Source organism: Bhargavaea massiliensis (genome assembly GCF_018390575.1).
Lineage (GTDB): Bacteria > Bacillota > Bacilli > Bacillales_A > Planococcaceae > Bhargavaea > Bhargavaea massiliensis.
In genome coordinates this window covers 364,291-379,652 of sequence record NZ_JAHBCJ010000001.1, presented here as the reverse complement: position 1 = coordinate 379,652, position 15,362 = coordinate 364,291, and the positions used below count along the sequence as shown (strand labels likewise).

Genomic DNA, 15,362 nt, shown 5'->3' with positions numbered 1-15,362 from the left:
CGAAGCACTTGCTCATCATGATGGCGCGCCTGTCCGTGATTACGAAGCACTCGCCTGCTTTTTCGAAGCACCCGGCCACCGAAGAAAATCATTCCTCCCCGCCGAACCCCGGATCCCACCTGTATCGCTCCATGTCCACACGCTTTCCGCCGATTACAGGCACCCCTTCTTCACGGAGCCGCTCCTCCTGTTCAAAAGCGGCCTCCTCGTCACTGATGACGATTTCGCCCTTTGCGTTCACAATGCGGTGCCATGGGATGCCATGCTTCCGGCTCATCGAGTGAAGAATCCGGGCAACCTGGCGCGCCGCTCTCGGATTGCCGGCAAGTCGCGCAATCTGGCCGTAGGAGGCGACCGTTCCCGCCGGCACCTCTTTCAAATGATTCACGACCCGCTCTGTAAAGTCTTCCATGATTCCGCCTCCTTGTCTGCCCGGATCCGTTCCGGATTTCGTTCCGTGTACTGTTCTGCAGCCGATTGCGGCAAGTCCTTCAGCTCCTCGACGTGGACCGGCTTCGCCCGTCTGGTCAGGAACGTTTCACGCCACAGGCCGCCTTTCCTGAATTGGACAAGCGGGCCCCGGATGGCATAGCGGGTGTTGCGGTAGTCAAAGCACCTCAGGGCATAAGTGAAGACAAAAAGCGCCGCTGCCAGTACCGGCCAGTCCGGGACAAACGGGAAGTTTGGACGCCAGAAGTAAAGCGCGACGGTGCCGACCATGGCGGTCCACGGGAAACGGAGCATCCGAACAGCCAGCGCTGCCTTTGGAAGACGCTCCATCCCGTCCAGCATCCGGATGTCGGGAAGCAGCTCGCCCACCAGCTCAACCGCACGCTGCTTCCTGAGAAATGGATAAAGGGAGCTGATGTCCTCGAGTCCTTCCTCGAAGGTCCCGACAGTAACAAGCTTGGCTTCCGCAAGCCCAAGCAGCCGCTTCAACGGTGTTTCGGTGATCTGGATGGCCTGGACATTCTTTTTCCTGACGGAGAGCGAGTGCTCGGTCAGCACGCCCCTCCGGATGTAAATCCGCTCGTCATCCGATGAAATCTCGTACCGGCCATACTTGAGATAGGTCCGGATGATGCCGAACGCGATTGCCGCAACCGTAAATAGGGCGATTGTGACGCCAAGCAAGATTCCGGAGCCCGTCAGGAACGACAGGAAACCTTCTGCCCGGGTGTCGAGGTCAAAGAAGTCATCGATGTTCGAATAAAGAGTCGCGAGCACGGGGATGAGCGCGATAAAACTGAACGACAGGAACGATGCCTTCACAACGTCTTTAAGCTCCGGCGTGAAGTGGACGGTACGGATCTTTTGCGGGAGGGGCCCGGTACCGGCCATTTTCGGAGCTTCACCCCCTGGGTTTTCTGCCCCGGCCTCCATCCGCTCCATCCGGTAGCCGTCCAGCGCTTCTTCGATCCGGGCAGCTTCCGCTTTTGTTACAGCAGGGAATTTTACGCTCGCATCCTCGCCATCCGCGCCGGTCTCGAGGGTGAGCGAAGTGAGGCCGAACAATCGGAGAATGGCCGGCACTTGCCGGTTCACGTTCTGCACGCGGCGGAAGGGGACATTGCGGTGCTTCCGGGAAAAGATGCCGCTGTCGATCTGGACCGAATCGGTCTCGAGCCGGTAGGTCATGCGCCACCAGGACAGGATGATGTTCAGGATGGAAATCGCGATGACCGTGATGAAAATCCAGCGGCCCGCCACCACCCATCCCGCATCGGAGCCTCTCCTGAGGACGAACAGGAAGATGAACACGATGGCGCTGTTTTTAACGAGTTCATACAGCGACAGGAGGATCCGGCCGGGATGCATGCGCCGGTTTTCCATCATTCTTCCTCCTCCCGGATCTTCGCGAGCCGGGCGATCCGGTTGCGGAATTCCTTCGCTTCCTTCTCCGGCAGCGCCGGAATGGAGTGGTTTGATCCCATCGTGCCGACCGTGAGCGTGTAGAGACCGTATTTCCGCAATAGCGGGCCCTGTTCAAGCCCGACATACTGGACCTTCGTCATCGGAACTGTCTGGTGCTGAATGGTTAGGACACCGTGCCGCATCTGGACAAATTCCTCGTCAGCCCCGTAGCGCCAAGTGCGCTGAAGAATCATGGGTTCGATCAAGATTGAATATACCGCCGACAGGGCTGTCAGACTTCCGAATATCCACAGAACAGTCATGGCCCAGCCCCACCAGCCGAAACGGCTCCCGGCGATGATCAGGCCCGCGAGCACGAGCATCGTGACTCCGTGGCCGATAGTGTTCGAGAGCCGCCATACCGTCACCGCTTTTTTTGAGATTCTTCCTTCCGGTTCCCTGATGTCGAGTTCCATTGTCCTGCACCTCCGATAAATCTTATTTCTTTTACGGAACGATGTGTATGAAGGTTTCACGGAACCGGAGCAACCGATCTTTCGTATACGGTATCATGAAAACAAAAGGACGGGAGGTGCCGGGATGAAACAATGGGTGGTGGCGGGACTCTTGATGCTGATCATGCTGGCCGGAGCTGTTCCGGCAACCGCCGCGGATCTGAAGGTGAGCAAATCCCAGGTCCGTCTCTGGATCGGTCCTGATGGCGCGGTGAGGGTCAATGAAATCCACACCTATGAAATTCCTGATGGGACCGGGGAGGTGTTGCGGGACTTTACTTATGGCACTCATGAAAACGTGATCGGGTTCCGCGCAGGCGAAGTGGACGGCTCGGCACGCGTCGGTGAAGTCGCGGACGAAGAGGTCCGTCCCGTCGCGGTGAAGGAAGGCGGCACCGGCTGGGAACTGCTTCTGGACGGCCGGGGAGGAAGGCGGACCTTCCTCCTGTCTTATTTACTGGAAGATGCGCTGAAGGTGTACGACGGATACAGCGACCTTGAGGTCGGGCTGTTTTCCAGCACCAGCTACGAGTTCGAGGGGCTCCGGAATCTTGAAGTTTCCGTGGTCCTGCCCGGCAATGCCGGCGCAGCTTCGATCCGGCCGTATACGAGGAACATGAACGGTTCGGAGGTGGACGTGAAGGAGAACGGGGTCATTTTCCGGGATCCGGTCGTCGAGGAACCGCTGGATGCCTCCTACCGCGTGTTCTTCCCATCCGGTGTCATGACGGACGCTGTGAAAGGGACCGAACCACAGACGCTGGAGGAAGCCGCGAAGGCGGAAGAGAAGCGGTACACTCATATCGCTGCCATGCGGCCGCACCGGGAAACATTCGAGAAAGTCGGATTTCCCTTGGCCCTGGCTGTGATCTTGGCGGGCCTGTTGAGCTTTGCTGTGCCTCAGCGGCTGCCCATCATGAAAAAGGATGAGGACCTGATCCTTTCCATGGACCTGGTGTACCTTCATTTTGTAAGGTGGGGCGGCCGCTTCACGCCGCGATCAGCGGATGCGATGCTGTACGGGCTGCTTGAGAAACGGGCGGTATCCGTCACCGGTGGGCCGGGCGGGCAGGTCTGGGAGGTGAAGGGCAGCACGGAACGGCTTGAGCCGCATGAGCAGCAGTTCATCAGGAAACTGTTCCGCAATACGGGCGGCCGCCGCATCCTCGGACCGGCGGAAATCAAGTCTGACCGGGCCAAGCGTGCACTGAGGGAATGGCATGGATCCGTTCTCGGCATGCTGGAGGAAGCGGGCACGGTGAACCTGAAAATCCCGAAACGTGTGCTGCTGGTCTCCGCACTTGTCCCGACAGCAGCCGCCATCCTAGGAGCCGTGGTCTCCGCGATGCCGGCGGGATGGCTTGCGGCATTTTTGGCGGGCATCCTCGTCTTTTTGTACCTGCATGTGAAGAACTTGCACCGGCGCTGGCTCGGTATCGTCTACGGGCTTTACCTGACCCTCAGCATGGCAGCGTTTGACGTGCCCGGCACCGGAGCGGTCATCCTGCTGTTCGTCATCGGCTATCTTCTCGTGTGGTTCTTTTTCCCGAGGGCGCTCCTCGTCTCCAGGTTCGCTTACCGGCTCAAGTATGCGATCAACCGGCTGATCTACACCGGGGACCGCTTCCGCGTGCCGGACGGGACACCGGAAGAGAACCGGCTCCGCGAGCACCGGGTGCACGTGCTGGCCCCGAAATTCAAGGGACTCGCCCGGATGATCAGAGACCGGGAAGAAAAGGAAACGAAGACGGATGGGTGATCTGTTGGTGCTGCTGGCCGGCTTCCTGGAAACCCGCTGGCCCACAAAGAAAAACCGCCTCATCAGTCAGCGGCTGAAGCTATTGAAGAAAAGCGGAATCTGGGACAGTCTGAACGTCCGTTACGGCCCTGTCGTGCTCCACAGCGCAGAATTCCGTGAGTTTATCAGAGGTTGGGAATTGGAGTGGATTCTTCTGGATCCCGGTCGGACGGATGAATGGAGGAGGGAGTTGGACTCGTACGTGAAGGAGCGGGAATTATAGCTTTTACCCTGGATAGGACGGGGCGGGCTCGAATACAGGACTGCAGGGCATCCTTATGCTCCATTCACAATTCACAACAAAAAGCATGCGGACCGCCAATGGGGTCCGCATGCTTTTTCTCCGTACATGCAGCGGTTACTGCATGCCTCCCTGGCTGCCGGCCGGGGCATAGGCGTTCATGATGGCCTGCATGTCCTGCTCGGCAAGCTGTGGCACCTGATAGTAATGGTGCTTGTTCTGGTAGATCGACAGCTCGTAGGCCATCTCGATGCAGTTCGGCACCGAGTCGGCCAGAACGCGGCGGACGACCGGGTTTGTCGTCTCAAGCGCGGCTGCCGTGCAGGCCGTCGCGCCGGCCTTGTGTCCGGACAGAAGGAAGCCGGAAATGGCTGCGTCGTTCAGCTCCTGCGGGGACTGCATCGGCTTTTTCGGCTGAGACTGCTTCATCCCGTAAACCCAGTCGTTGCCGCCTGCCATCTTGTAGCTCTGCGTCGGCATCTGGGGATCGGTCCCAGACTTGAAGCAGTCAACAAGCGTGTTGTACGACTGCTGCATGAACCGGTACTGGCGGTCCATGATATCGATGAGCTCCGGATCCTGTGCATGCGGACGCATCAGGGTCGACATGTCCATCGCGCCGATCATCGTCGACAGCACTTCGTGGACGTCAAATGCCTCGTGTCCCCCGTGGTTCATCTGCTGGCCCACCTGTCCGGTATGCATGTTCGTGTGGGTGACGTTCTGCGGGTCTTGGCCGAAGTTTTGCGTCATCTGCATATTCCCTCCATTTTTTCATGATGGCCGAACACGGATAGTATCCGCTTTCCTTACGGCGTTATGCATTTGCCGAAAAGGGCGATAACGGGATGGAATCAAGGAGCTTCGTCGGAATTTTGCATGCTGGTGACTTTAGCACCATGTTTATGAAGAAAAAGGAAGGGTGTCATTAATCGACAAGTCCTGCCTTTTTTCGACAGGAATACTTTAGAACTATTTGAATTGTGCGTCAAATGTTGTAAAATAGTTAAGAAGGTTTACTTCGCGTGTCGAAGAGGAAAGAGAAGATAGGTTTGCCCATACATAACACAAGAAGATTAGGGGGAAGAGACATGAAACGATTCAAGTGGGTCCCGGTTCTGCTGGTCCTGATGCTTGTTTTGTCCGGATGCAACGGTTTCACCAAAGGTGGGTCCGGCAAAGAAGATGCCGCTGCAGAAGGCGATAAGATCATGCTTGATTTCTGGACGTTCTGGGGATCCGAAATCCGCCGTCCGATCATCGAAAAAATCATCGAGGACTTCAACAACTCCCAGGACGAGATTGAAGTCAAGCACACCTTCGTCCCTTGGGGCGATATCTGGACAAAGGAACTTGCGGCAATCGCGGCGGGAGATCCGCCTGACGTGGTCATCAACGACATCAACGCGACCGCGCTCCGCGGGAAAAACCAGCAGGCGGAGAACCTCTCGAAATACCTGGAGAAGGATGACATCTCCGGCGACTTCTACGAGGAGCTCTGGAATGCGACCCTCCATGAAGGCGATTCCTACGGCATTCCGTTCAACACGGATACCCGTGTCCTCTTCTACAACAAAGACGCTTTCGAAGAAGCGGGACTTGATCCCGAGCAGCCTCCGAAAACATGGGATGAGCTTCGGGATTACGCGGACAAGCTTGATGTGAAAAACGGCGACAAGTATGAGCGCATCGGCTTCTACCCGCTGTTCGGAGTCGGGACGGACGTCTGGATGATGAACGCGGACAAGGTCAATTTCATCGATGAAAACAGCGAGGCAAAGGTGAACACGCCGGCGAAGCTGGAAACGCTGGAATGGCTGAAATCATGGCATGACAAATACGGCGAGAACAACATCAACTCCTGGAAGTCACAGATGGAGAGCCAGCAGGCCAACCCGTTCTTCTCGGGCGATCTGGCCATGCTCGTCCAGCAGCCGACGTTCTACACTCAAATCCGAGACTACGCGCCTGACCTGAACTTCGGCGTCGCCCTTCTGCCTGAGAAGGAACCGGGCAACGGGCATACCAGCTGGGGAGGCGGATTCGTTGCCGAGATTCCGTACGGCGCTAAAAACCCGGATGCCTCATGGGAGTTCATCAAATACCTGACGGGCAAGGAAGCGCAGGAATACTGGGCGGTCAAGAACTTCGACAACATCGCGAACGTCGAGGCGTCCGAAAGCGCAGCCTCGAGCGATGAGTTTGATGACAACGGCAAGATGGTGTACGAGCTGGCTGTCGAGGCGATGCCTCAGACGATGCTGACACCGGTTCCGCTTGCGGCTCCCGACTTCACGACACTCGTCAATCCGGAATTCGACAATGTCTATCTCGGCAAGAAAACTCCGGAACAGGCGCTGAAAGACGCGCAGGCTGCAGTTGAAAAACTTATTGAGCAAAACTCGAACTAAACATTCATAAACAGGGAAGGGGGGCGGAGCCGCCCTCCTTCTTTTCATTACATAAAACGGGACAAGGAGGCGAGGCGGGATGGCCGGAAAGCGCAGATTCAACTACAAGACGAAAGAAGGACTTCAGGGGTATCTCTTTATTCTCCCATGGATCATCGGATTCATCGTATTCACAGCGGGCCCGCTGCTGTTCTCCTTCGCGGCAAGCTTCACGAACTACAACGTCACCTCTCAGATGGACTTTATCGGGCTCAGCAACTATGAGAAGCTGTTTTCCGGAGACCAGCTGTTCTGGACATCGCTCTACAACACCCTTTATTATGTCCTTTTTTCTGTGCCGCTCACGACAATCGGAGCCATTTTCCTGTCGGCTCTGCTGAACCGCGACATTCCGGGCATGCGGCTGTTCCGGACAATCTATTACCTCCCGGCCGTCCTCTCCGGGGTCGGCGTCTACCTTCTCTGGATGCAGCTGCTCGAGCCGGGGACCGGCATGGTGAACACGGTCCTCGCTTGGTTTGGCATCCAGGGGCCGAACTGGCTGTTCGATCCTGAATGGACCAAGCCCGCGCTCATCTTCATGAAGCTGTGGAGTGTCGGTGGCGGAATGCTGCTTTATCTGGCGAGCATGCAGGGCATCTCAAGGAGCCTGTACGAAGCAGCTGAGATCGACGGTGCCAACGCCTGGCAGCAATTCACGCGAATTACGATTCCGATGATCACGCCCGTCATCTTTTTCGATATCGTGACAAGCCTCATCGGCGGATTTCAGATTTTCCAGGAGGCCTACGTCATGTCGAACGGCGAGGGCGGGCCGGTCAATTCGATGCTTTTCTATAACCTCTACATGTGGCAAAAGGCGTTTGAAGCATTCGACATGGGCTATGCCATGGCGATGTCGTGGATTCTGTTCATCATTGTCTTTGTCCTGACAATTGTTAACCTGAAGCTTGCGCCAAAATGGGTGCATTATGAAGGGGGCGGGAAGTGATGGTCAAACAGACAACCGCCGGACGTCCAAAGTTCTCCAAGCCGAACGTCTCGCATTTTGAAACGATCCAAGGCCGGAGGCAGGCGCTCAACATCATCAACTGGGTCCTTCTTGCGGCAGGCAGCATCCTCATGCTGTCGCCGCTCTGGTGGATGCTCGTCACGTCCGTCAAGACGATGCAAGAGGTGATGACCTACCCGCCGACGTTCTGGCCGGAAAGCTGGAACTGGAGCAACTACATGAAAACATGGGAAGCGGCGCCGTTTGACCTATATACAGTCAACACGCTGACCATCACGGCCCTGGTCGTCATCGGGAATGTGTTCGTGAACTCCTTTATCGCCTACGGATTCGCCAAAATTCCGTTCAAAGGGAGGAACGTGCTGTTCATGATCGTCCTGTCGACGATGATGATTCCGGGATTTGTCACGCTCATCCCCCAGTATGTGCTGTTCGCAAAACTGCAATGGCTGAACACTTACTTTCCGCTCGTCGTGCCGGCGTTTTTCGGAAGTGCGTTCAACATCTTCCTGCTTCGGCAGTTTTACATGACCATTCCGGACGAGCTGATCGAGGCGGCCAAGATGGAAGGGGCCAGCCATTTCTGGATCTGGTGGAGAATCGGCCTCCCGCTTACGAAGCCGGCGCTTGCGACCGTCGCCATCTTCTCGTTTAACGGGGCGTGGAACGATTTCCTCGGGCCGCTCCTGTATGTGAACGACGAAAGCCTGTATACGCTCCAGCTCGGTCTCCAGGTGTTCAAGGGCCAGATGAGCACCCAGTGGAACTACCTGATGGCAGGATCGCTCCTCGTCCTCCTGCCGGTGATCATCCTGTTCTTCTTTTTCCAGAAGTACTTTATCCAGGGCATCAACCTGCAGTCCGGCGGAAAGTGAGGCCGTGCGGCTGATGAATTCGCCGGATGCCGCATAAAGTGATCGGTAGGCGGATGAAAGGGGAACTGAACATGCTGAAAATCGAAGCGAAACGCACGGCCAGGAATCTGGAGACAGATGAACCGGTAAGGGAATTCAGCTTCCAGGCGGGCACGCCTGTTCTGCTGCTCGTCTTTCTGCCGATCGCCATCCTGCTTCTTATTCCAAAACCGCTCATTCAAACCATCAATGTCAATTCCAGCTCAACAAGCGGTGTAAAGGAGAGTCCATATGGTCAAGATCGAACTCAAGAACATCTCGAAAACGTATGACAAAGACGTCACGGCGGTAAAGGACTTTAACCTCGAGATTGAGGACGGCGAATTTATCGTCCTCGTCGGGCCGTCCGGGTGCGGGAAGTCGACGATGCTGCGCATGATCGCCGGCCTTGAAGAAATTACCGAAGGTGAGTTCGTGATGGACGGCCGGCTCATGAACGACGTGTCGCCAAAAAGCCGGGACATCGCGATGGTGTTCCAGAACTATGCCCTTTATCCGCATATGACCGTGTATGACAACATGGCGTTCGCGCTGAAAATGCGGAAGTTCAAGAAAGACGAGATCAAAAAACGGGTCACAGAGGCAGCGAAAATTCTTGGTCTTGAGGACTATCTGCAGCGGAAGCCGCGCGCCCTTTCAGGCGGACAGCGCCAGCGTGTCGCCCTAGGCCGAGCAATCGTGCGTGACGCCAAGCTGTTTCTGATGGACGAGCCTCTCTCGAACCTGGACGCGAAGCTCCGCTTCCAGATGCGCGCGGAAATCTCCAAGCTCCACAACCGGCTGAAGACGACAACCGTCTACGTCACCCACGACCAGACCGAGGCGATGACGATGGCGACACGGATCGTCATCATGAAAGACGGTGTCATCCAGCAGGTCGGCGCTCCTAAGGATGTCTATGACTATCCGGAAAACACATTTGTCGGCGGATTTATCGGTTCACCCGCGATGAACTTCTTCAGCGGAGAAGTGAAGGACGGTGAATTCGTCACAGTCGACGGCATCCGTCTTCCGCTTCCGGAGATGAAAGCCCGGGCGATGAAGGCCACAGGCTACGGTGAAGGACCGGTCACAATGGGCATCCGTCCGGAACATGTCACATTGGAGCCGCCTGCCGCAGCAGGCCAGTCAATGGCCGTTATGGACTCGGAAGTCATCGTTTCTGAGCTGACCGGAGCGGAAACGCTTCTCTACTCGAAACTCGGCAGCCAGGAGCTGATCGCCCGTATCGACTCGGGGCTTGACCTCCGCGCGGGAGAAACCGTCCGGCTCGCCTACGACATGGAACTCGCCCACTTTTTCGATGCCGTAAGCGGAGACCGTTTGAAGCTCGGGGAAGAAGCGGCAATAGCACTATAAATTAAAAAACGCTGTTCCGGTTTTTACGGAGCAGCGTTTTCTTATGGTTCAGCCCATACTAAAACCGGCATGTCACGATGCCGGTTTTGGGTCACTCGCTTTTTTCCTCATTATGGGTCTCTGCCGCTTCACGGGCTTCTTTTTTGATGTTGTCCAGCTTTTCCTCTGCCTTTTTCGCGGCGTCATTGGCTTTATCTGCCCATTTGCCATTTTGCTGATTTTTGTCGTTGTCCGCGTAGCTCTTCATCAGAATCGCTCCCTTTCTGTTCTTGCCCTTATTATTCCCGCGTGCCACGGAACGAAACAGCCTGTTTTTATCTGTACGGAATGGGGAAAAGTAAAGCGATTACGGATTTTAAGTGGAGGAGAACAAAAGTTGACACTGCCGAAAGACGAAACATCCAAGATTGAAGTCAGCACAGAATACGGCACACTCCGGCGGGTCATTCTCTGCCCGCCCCGTTATATGGCAATTGAAGAAGCGATTAATGAAGTGCAAAAGCAATATGAGAACGAAAACATCGACCGGGAGCGGGCGATGGATCAGTACCGCACATTCCGCGACACGCTCCGTGCCCATGGTGCGGAAGTGATCGAGCTGGAGCCGTCCGAAGAATACCCGGAGCAAGTGTTCACCCGGGACATCGGGTTCACGGTCGGCGAAGAGCTATTCATTTCCCGGATGGCAAGCGATATCCGCCAGGGCGAGGAAGAAGCGCTGGAAAAGCTTCTATGCGAAAAAGGCATCCGTTACCGGAAGCTGGACGGCGGCAAGATAGAGGGCGGCGATGTCATCGTTGACCGGGACACCGTCTATGTCGGGGTCAGCGAACGCACATCCCGCGATGCCATCCTGATGCTGACGGAGGAGCTCCCGAAGCATGACATCGTTCCGATTGAGTTTGATGGGAAATACCTGCACCTCGACTGTGTCTTTAATATCCTTTCGCCGGGTACGGCGCTGATTTTCCCGGAAGCTTTGCACCCGGCGACTGTTGAGAAGCTTGGCGAGAAATATAACCTGATTGAAGTGAGCGCAGACGAGCAGTTCACGATGGGCACAAATGTCCTGTCGATCGGCGGCCGTAAGCTGTTCAGCCTGCCCGTCAACCCTGAAGTGAACCACGCGATGCGTGATCACGGTTACGAGGTCATCGAAATCGACTTTACGGAAATCATCAAATCCGGGGGATCGTTCCGGTGCTGCTCGATGCCGGTGGAAAGAGGCTGATTATTTCCTGTCAATTCGACTCATTTCCCGGGAAATAACGTTATTTCCCAAGAAATCGACAACCTGAAAGGAGAGGGTAAAGGGTGTTCGAATATACGAAGGAAACGGCAAAAACCCGTGAAGCCGCGATCGGTGCCCTCAAGGAAGAACTGGGCGGTGTGAAGTTTGGTGTCCTTTGGGAGCTGGACATGACCGATACGCTTCAGCAGAAAGGGCAGGATTTCGACAAGCCCATTACGATTCTGGAAGTATGCAACCCGGCTGCTGCAGCGGAAGTGCTGAAGAAAGACCTGAAGATCGGCTATCTCCTGCCATGCAAAATCGCTGTTTATGAGGAGGGCGGGACAACCCGGATCGGCATGCCGAAGCCGACCCGGCTGCTCGGCCTGACCGGCAGGGAAGATATGATTGCTTTGGCCGGGGAGATCGAGGAGACATTGAAAGGCGTCATTGATCGGGCGGCAAAGTAATGGCCGCAACAAGAATGAGCTTAATGTTAGGGTGAGGGAACCTTAATATAACCGCATATTGCCATTCATGAGAATGGGACGGCCGGCAAGCCTAAGAGGGTGAAGGGAGGTTATGACCCGTGCGCCACGCCATCTGGCTGCCGGCCTATTTGCTGCTGCTTTCCGTCCTTTTTGTCTCAATCGTCCGGGCGGAGGATTCGGGGGAGGAAACGGAGCAGTCCATTGCAGAGGAACGGATGAATTTGTATATGACGTATGAGACGCCTTCTGTGCCGTGGCATACGCTCGCCGCAATCGACCGGTATGAGCGGAACATCCAGCGGGTCCGGAACGATTTGGAAGAGATCGAGGGCCCGGTCGCTTTCCGCTTCGAGGAGGAATTCTGGGCCGGCGCCCCGAACCCCGAACATGGAGAAAGCGATCCCGCAGCCATTGAGTTCTTTGAAGGCGGCGGCATGGACGGCAACGGGGACGGCAAAGCCGACCCGGAAGACCCGGAAGACATTCTCTTTACACTTGCAAACACAATCGGCATAAATGGCGGAGACGCGCAGGACCGGCGTCTCGCGCTATATGAATTCTTCGGCAGCGAAGAGGCCGTGCGGCAAATCATGACGATCGACGAACTGTTCCGCAGCTTCGGCACCATCGAGCTCGACACCCATGTGTTTCCACTTCCCAAGACCCATCACTACACGTACAGGAGCACATGGGGCGCCAGGCGCGGCTGGGGAGGCCGCCGCATGCATGAAGGCACGGACCTGTTCGCCTCGTATGGCGTTCCGGTGCGGTCCGTCACCTACGGCGTAATCGAGATGAAGGGCTGGAACGAGTTCGGCGGCTGGCGGGTCGGAATCCGCGATGCTCACAACGTATATCATTATTACGCTCATCTCTCGGGCTTTGAAAAAGGAATCGAGGAAGGGCAAGTCGTCGAGCCGGGAACCGTCGTCGGCTATGTCGGCAGTTCAGGCTACGGCAAGGAAGGCACTTCCGGCAAGTTCCCGCCCCATCTCCATTACGGAATGTACAAGTTCGACGGCCGCTCCGAGTGGGCGTTTGATCCGTACCCGTCGCTGAACAGATGGGAACAGGAAGAAAAGAAAAAGTAAAGGGCCATCCCGTCCGGGGAGGCTCTTTACTCTTTTGGCGGAAATCGCAGAGTGAAAGTTGTGCCTGCGTCTTTTTTGCTCTCGACGCGAATGGTCCCGCCGTGCAGCTTCACGAGCTGCCGGACGATCGACAGTCCCAGCCCGAATTCGCCGAACGGGTTGGAAGTCCTGGAAACGCCCGCGCGGTAGAAGCGTTCCCAAATGCGCTCCACATCTTCCGGATCGATCCCTTCGCCGGTGTCTGCGACCTCGATGACTGCGGTCCCGCCGTCCATGTGTCCCCGAAGCGTGATCGTTCCGCCTTTTGTGAATTGAATGCTGTTTTTCGTGATGTTGATCAGGATCTGGATCAGCCGGTCGTAATCGGCGAAGACCGTCGCGCCGCTTTCCGTTTCCGCGCGGATGACATTGCCTTTTTCCTCTGCAATCGTCTCGAGCTGCTCGGCAATCAGCGGAAGCATGTCATCCAGCGGAATCTCCGTTTTCTCTAGCGTGATCTGGCCGGAACGGATTTTCTCATAATCCAGGTTTTCATTCACGAGCCGGATGAGCCGGCGCGTTTCCTTGCCGGCCAGAGCAAGCGCCCGCTCCCGCTCTTCTTCCCGGATCATGCCGTCACGGAGACCGTCGAGCGTCCCGCGGATTGTCGTGAGCGGTGTCCGCATCTCATGGGAAACGTCTGCGATAAACTGGCGCCGACGGTTTTCGAGCCGGTCGATTTCATTCATCGATTGCTCCAGCCGCTCCGCCATTCCATTAAAGTCCGCGGAAAGTTCACCGATTTCATCCACTTTGGAGGAGGGGACGCGGACCGAGTAGTCCCCGGAAGCGACGCGTGACGCAGCATCGCGGATCCTCCTGAGCCGCTTGACATGGAACGCAGACAGCCCCCATCCGAGCAACAGGGAGGCGGCAAGTGCCGCCAGCATCGCCCAGAACAGGTAACGGTTCAGCTCGGATATGACTTCGCGCGAACCGGAAATCGGGGAGGTAAGAAGCACGCCGCCGGTGAAATGACCGTCCCGGATGTAGGGCAGGAGGGTGAACGTGACGCCGACATCCGACCGCTCAAACTCCTGGTTGACGATGATGGCCTGCCCGCTCCGGATCCTGCCCCATTCCTCCCGGCGCAGCTTGATCAGCGATGCCGGGCGGCCGGAGGAATAAACGACCGCCGAGTCCGAATCGAACAAACTGAACTGGATGTCCCGGCCTTCCAGCACGCGCCCATATTCGCCGAGAATCCGGCGGGACTCCCCGGGATTCTCCGACAGGTTGCCCATCAGATTCCGCCCGTAGGACACAAGCTCGTCAGTCTTGTCCTCATAAATGAGCTCCTCGGCGAAGTGAGCGAACAGCAGCGTCAGGACGAGAAATGCGATGAAAAGGACACCGATATGGCTGGCGACCAGCTGGTAAAGGTACCGGAATTTCATCCGTCCGTCTCCTCAAACCGGTAACCGACGCCCCATACCGTGTGGAAAAACTGCCTGCTTTCAGATTCCGTCTTGGTGCGGAGGCGCTTTACATGCACATCGACGGTCCGGTCATCGCCGTAGAATCCGTATCCCCAAACGCTTTCGATCAACTGCTCGCGGGAAAAGACCTGTTTCGGATGCCGGGCAAAGTGGGCGAGCAAATCAAATTCCTTAGGCGTCAGGCCGGGCAGCGGCTCGCCGTCCAGACGCACTTCCCGGGTTTTCTCGTTGATCAGGAAATGCCGGGTCCGGATGATGCCGTCCTCCGCCTGCTGCGGCTGCTTCCCGTAACGGCGGGTCACGGCACGGATCCGGGCCATAAGCGCGGCCGGGCTGAACGGCTTCGTCACATAATCATCCGCTCCCGTCTCAAGCCCAGTCACCTGGTCTTCCTCGGCTGTTTTTGCCGTCAGCATAATGACAGGCACATCGAGCCCTGCCTCGCGCACTTTCCGGCAGATTGTCACACCATCCATGCCCGGAAGCATCCAGTCGATGATCAGGCAGTCGTACTCGCCGGTCATCGCCTCCCGGCAGCCTGCGTCACCGTCCATGATGAACGTCCCGTCGATGCCTTCCTTCGAGAAAAACATCCCGATCATCGACGCCACGCTCTCGCTGTCTTCAATAACGAGAATCCTCACCGCTGATGCCTCCTTTCTCATCGGTCTCACTCCTTTCAGTATAATCAAAGCTTCAGTTGACCTGCAAAATGGGGAGCCGCAGGAATTGGGGGGCATGTGCTGCCCGATGTGGAGCGAGTGTTACGGAACTGGCCGTGAGTGTTACGCAATCGTCTTTGAGTGTTACGGAACTGGCCGTGAATGTTACGCAACCAGCCCCGAGTGTCACGTTTCTCCGGCAATGTCTCGATACCGCCTCCGAATGTCCCGATACTCCCGCTGAATGTCCCAATACTCTCTCCCGCATCCCACAATAAAACCCGCCGGACGCAAACCGGCGGGCA

The 15,362-nt window shown here is 56.5% G+C and carries 17 protein-coding genes; 10 read left to right on the top strand and 7 right to left on the bottom strand.

What is annotated here, in order from left to right; all coding sequences use genetic code 11:
* Positions 1–88: 88 nt before the first annotated feature.
* The 3 genes from KHA84_RS02040 to KHA84_RS02030 are packed head-to-tail and all read right to left on the bottom strand — an operon-like array spanning position 89 to position 2,330.
* Positions 89–412, bottom strand: a complete 324-nt coding sequence (locus KHA84_RS02040; RefSeq protein ID WP_213421730.1) for an MGMT family protein — start codon at positions 410–412, stop codon at positions 89–91.
* Positions 385–1,833 carry a PH domain-containing protein gene (locus KHA84_RS02035; protein WP_213421728.1) on the bottom strand — a complete coding sequence of 483 codons (1,449 nt, stop codon included), beginning with the start codon at positions 1,831–1,833 and terminating at the stop codon, positions 385–387. Before KHA84_RS02035 ends, KHA84_RS02040 begins: the two co-directional genes overlap by 28 nt.
* On the bottom strand, positions 1,833–2,330 hold the full coding sequence (locus tag KHA84_RS02030; RefSeq protein ID WP_213421726.1) for a PH domain-containing protein: 498 nt from the start codon (positions 2,328–2,330) through the stop codon (positions 1,833–1,835). Before KHA84_RS02030 ends, KHA84_RS02035 begins: the two co-directional genes overlap by 1 nt.
* A gap of 124 nt (positions 2,331–2,454) precedes the next feature.
* Between KHA84_RS02030 and KHA84_RS02025 the strand changes: the two genes are divergently transcribed.
* Both KHA84_RS02025 and KHA84_RS02020 read left to right on the top strand, forming a co-directional pair.
* Positions 2,455–4,128 (top strand): DUF2207 domain-containing protein, encoded by a 1,674-nt coding sequence (locus tag KHA84_RS02025; protein ID WP_213421724.1) that lies wholly within the window; start codon positions 2,455–2,457, stop codon positions 4,126–4,128.
* On the top strand, positions 4,121–4,390 hold the full coding sequence (locus KHA84_RS02020) for a hypothetical protein (protein WP_213421722.1): 270 nt from the start codon (positions 4,121–4,123) through the stop codon (positions 4,388–4,390). Before KHA84_RS02025 ends, KHA84_RS02020 begins: the two co-directional genes overlap by 8 nt.
* A gap of 135 nt (positions 4,391–4,525) precedes the next feature.
* Here KHA84_RS02020 and KHA84_RS02015 read toward each other — a convergent pair whose 3' ends face one another.
* Positions 4,526–5,161 carry a spore coat protein gene (locus tag KHA84_RS02015; RefSeq protein WP_092092875.1) on the bottom strand — a complete coding sequence of 212 codons (636 nt, stop codon included), beginning with the start codon at positions 5,159–5,161 and terminating at the stop codon, positions 4,526–4,528.
* Positions 5,162–5,499: 338 nt separating this feature from the next.
* Here KHA84_RS02015 and KHA84_RS02010 point away from each other — a divergent pair, with 338 nt between their 5' ends.
* The 5 genes from KHA84_RS02010 to KHA84_RS01990 all read left to right on the top strand — a co-directional run bounded on the left by KHA84_RS02010 (position 5,500) and on the right by KHA84_RS01990 (position 10,104).
* Positions 5,500–6,819: an ABC transporter substrate-binding protein gene (locus KHA84_RS02010; RefSeq protein WP_213421721.1), complete on the top strand. Its 1,320-nt coding sequence runs from the start codon at positions 5,500–5,502 to the stop codon at positions 6,817–6,819.
* Positions 6,820–6,898: 79 nt separating this feature from the next.
* On the top strand, positions 6,899–7,810 hold the full coding sequence (locus KHA84_RS02005) for a carbohydrate ABC transporter permease (RefSeq protein WP_213421720.1): 912 nt from the start codon (positions 6,899–6,901) through the stop codon (positions 7,808–7,810).
* Complete coding sequence (locus KHA84_RS02000) at positions 7,810–8,706, top strand: carbohydrate ABC transporter permease (protein ID WP_213421718.1); 897 nt, start codon at positions 7,810–7,812, stop codon at positions 8,704–8,706. The genes KHA84_RS02005 and KHA84_RS02000 overlap by 1 nt, the downstream gene beginning before the upstream one ends.
* A gap of 71 nt (positions 8,707–8,777) precedes the next feature.
* Positions 8,778–9,017, top strand: coding sequence for a hypothetical protein (locus KHA84_RS01995; RefSeq protein WP_213421717.1), 240 nt, complete (start codon positions 8,778–8,780; stop codon positions 9,015–9,017).
* Entirely contained in the window at positions 8,977–10,104 is a 1,128-nt protein-coding gene (locus KHA84_RS01990; RefSeq protein ID WP_213421716.1) for an ABC transporter ATP-binding protein, read from the top strand. The genes KHA84_RS01995 and KHA84_RS01990 overlap by 41 nt, the downstream gene beginning before the upstream one ends.
* Positions 10,105–10,195: 91 nt before the next feature.
* On the opposite strand, the gene KHA84_RS01985 is transcribed toward KHA84_RS01990, so the two are convergent.
* A complete protein-coding gene (locus KHA84_RS01985; protein ID WP_213421715.1) occupies positions 10,196–10,351 on the bottom strand; it encodes a hypothetical protein in 156 nt (51 codons plus the stop codon).
* 129 nt (positions 10,352–10,480) lie between these two features.
* Here KHA84_RS01985 and KHA84_RS01980 point away from each other — a divergent pair, with 129 nt between their 5' ends.
* The 3 genes from KHA84_RS01980 to KHA84_RS01970 all read left to right on the top strand — a co-directional run bounded on the left by KHA84_RS01980 (position 10,481) and on the right by KHA84_RS01970 (position 12,917).
* Complete coding sequence (locus KHA84_RS01980; protein ID WP_213421714.1) at positions 10,481–11,335, top strand: dimethylarginine dimethylaminohydrolase family protein; 855 nt, start codon at positions 10,481–10,483, stop codon at positions 11,333–11,335.
* Between the two features lie 83 nt (positions 11,336–11,418).
* Positions 11,419–11,805, top strand: a complete 387-nt coding sequence (locus tag KHA84_RS01975; protein ID WP_213421713.1) for a DUF302 domain-containing protein — start codon at positions 11,419–11,421, stop codon at positions 11,803–11,805.
* Between the two features lie 119 nt (positions 11,806–11,924).
* Positions 11,925–12,917 carry a M23 family metallopeptidase gene (locus tag KHA84_RS01970; protein WP_213421712.1) on the top strand — a complete coding sequence of 331 codons (993 nt, stop codon included), beginning with the start codon at positions 11,925–11,927 and terminating at the stop codon, positions 12,915–12,917.
* 26 nt (positions 12,918–12,943) lie between these two features.
* Here the strand turns inward: KHA84_RS01970 and KHA84_RS01965 are convergent, their stop codons facing one another.
* Both KHA84_RS01965 and KHA84_RS01960 read right to left on the bottom strand, forming a co-directional pair.
* Entirely contained in the window at positions 12,944–14,353 is a 1,410-nt protein-coding gene (locus tag KHA84_RS01965; RefSeq protein ID WP_213421710.1) for a sensor histidine kinase, read from the bottom strand.
* Entirely contained in the window at positions 14,350–15,060 is a 711-nt protein-coding gene (locus tag KHA84_RS01960) for a response regulator transcription factor (protein ID WP_236823048.1), read from the bottom strand. The genes KHA84_RS01965 and KHA84_RS01960 overlap by 4 nt, the downstream gene beginning before the upstream one ends.
* Positions 15,061–15,362 lie beyond the last annotated feature (302 nt).

Excerpts from the sequence above, each read along its gene's own strand:
- KHA84_RS02040 (WP_213421730.1), bottom strand. The coding sequence starts at position 412 with ATGGAAGACTTTACAGAGCGGGTCGTGAATCATTTGAAAGAGGTGCCG.
- KHA84_RS01965 (WP_213421710.1), bottom strand. The coding sequence starts at position 14,353 with ATGAAATTCCGGTACCTTTACCAGCTGGTCGCCAGCCATATCGGTGTC.
- KHA84_RS02035 (WP_213421728.1), bottom strand. The coding sequence starts at position 1,833 with ATGGAAAACCGGCGCATGCATCCCGGCCGGATCCTCCTGTCGCTGTAT.
- KHA84_RS01995 (WP_213421717.1), top strand. The coding sequence starts at position 8,778 with ATGCTGAAAATCGAAGCGAAACGCACGGCCAGGAATCTGGAGACAGAT.
- KHA84_RS02015 (WP_092092875.1), bottom strand. The coding sequence starts at position 5,161 with ATGACGCAAAACTTCGGCCAAGACCCGCAGAACGTCACCCACACGAAC.
- KHA84_RS02025 (WP_213421724.1), top strand. The coding sequence starts at position 2,455 with ATGAAACAATGGGTGGTGGCGGGACTCTTGATGCTGATCATGCTGGCC.
- KHA84_RS02030 (WP_213421726.1), bottom strand. The coding sequence starts at position 2,330 with ATGGAACTCGACATCAGGGAACCGGAAGGAAGAATCTCAAAAAAAGCG.
- KHA84_RS02000 (WP_213421718.1), top strand. The coding sequence starts at position 7,810 with ATGGTCAAACAGACAACCGCCGGACGTCCAAAGTTCTCCAAGCCGAAC.
- KHA84_RS02020 (WP_213421722.1), top strand. The coding sequence starts at position 4,121 with ATGGGTGATCTGTTGGTGCTGCTGGCCGGCTTCCTGGAAACCCGCTGG.
- KHA84_RS01960 (WP_236823048.1), bottom strand. The coding sequence starts at position 15,060 with ATGAGAAAGGAGGCATCAGCGGTGAGGATTCTCGTTATTGAAGACAGC.
- KHA84_RS02005 (WP_213421720.1), top strand. The coding sequence starts at position 6,899 with ATGGCCGGAAAGCGCAGATTCAACTACAAGACGAAAGAAGGACTTCAG.
- KHA84_RS01985 (WP_213421715.1), bottom strand. The coding sequence starts at position 10,351 with ATGAAGAGCTACGCGGACAACGACAAAAATCAGCAAAATGGCAAATGG.
- KHA84_RS01990 (WP_213421716.1), top strand. The coding sequence starts at position 8,977 with ATGGTCAAGATCGAACTCAAGAACATCTCGAAAACGTATGACAAAGAC.
- KHA84_RS02010 (WP_213421721.1), top strand. The coding sequence starts at position 5,500 with ATGAAACGATTCAAGTGGGTCCCGGTTCTGCTGGTCCTGATGCTTGTT.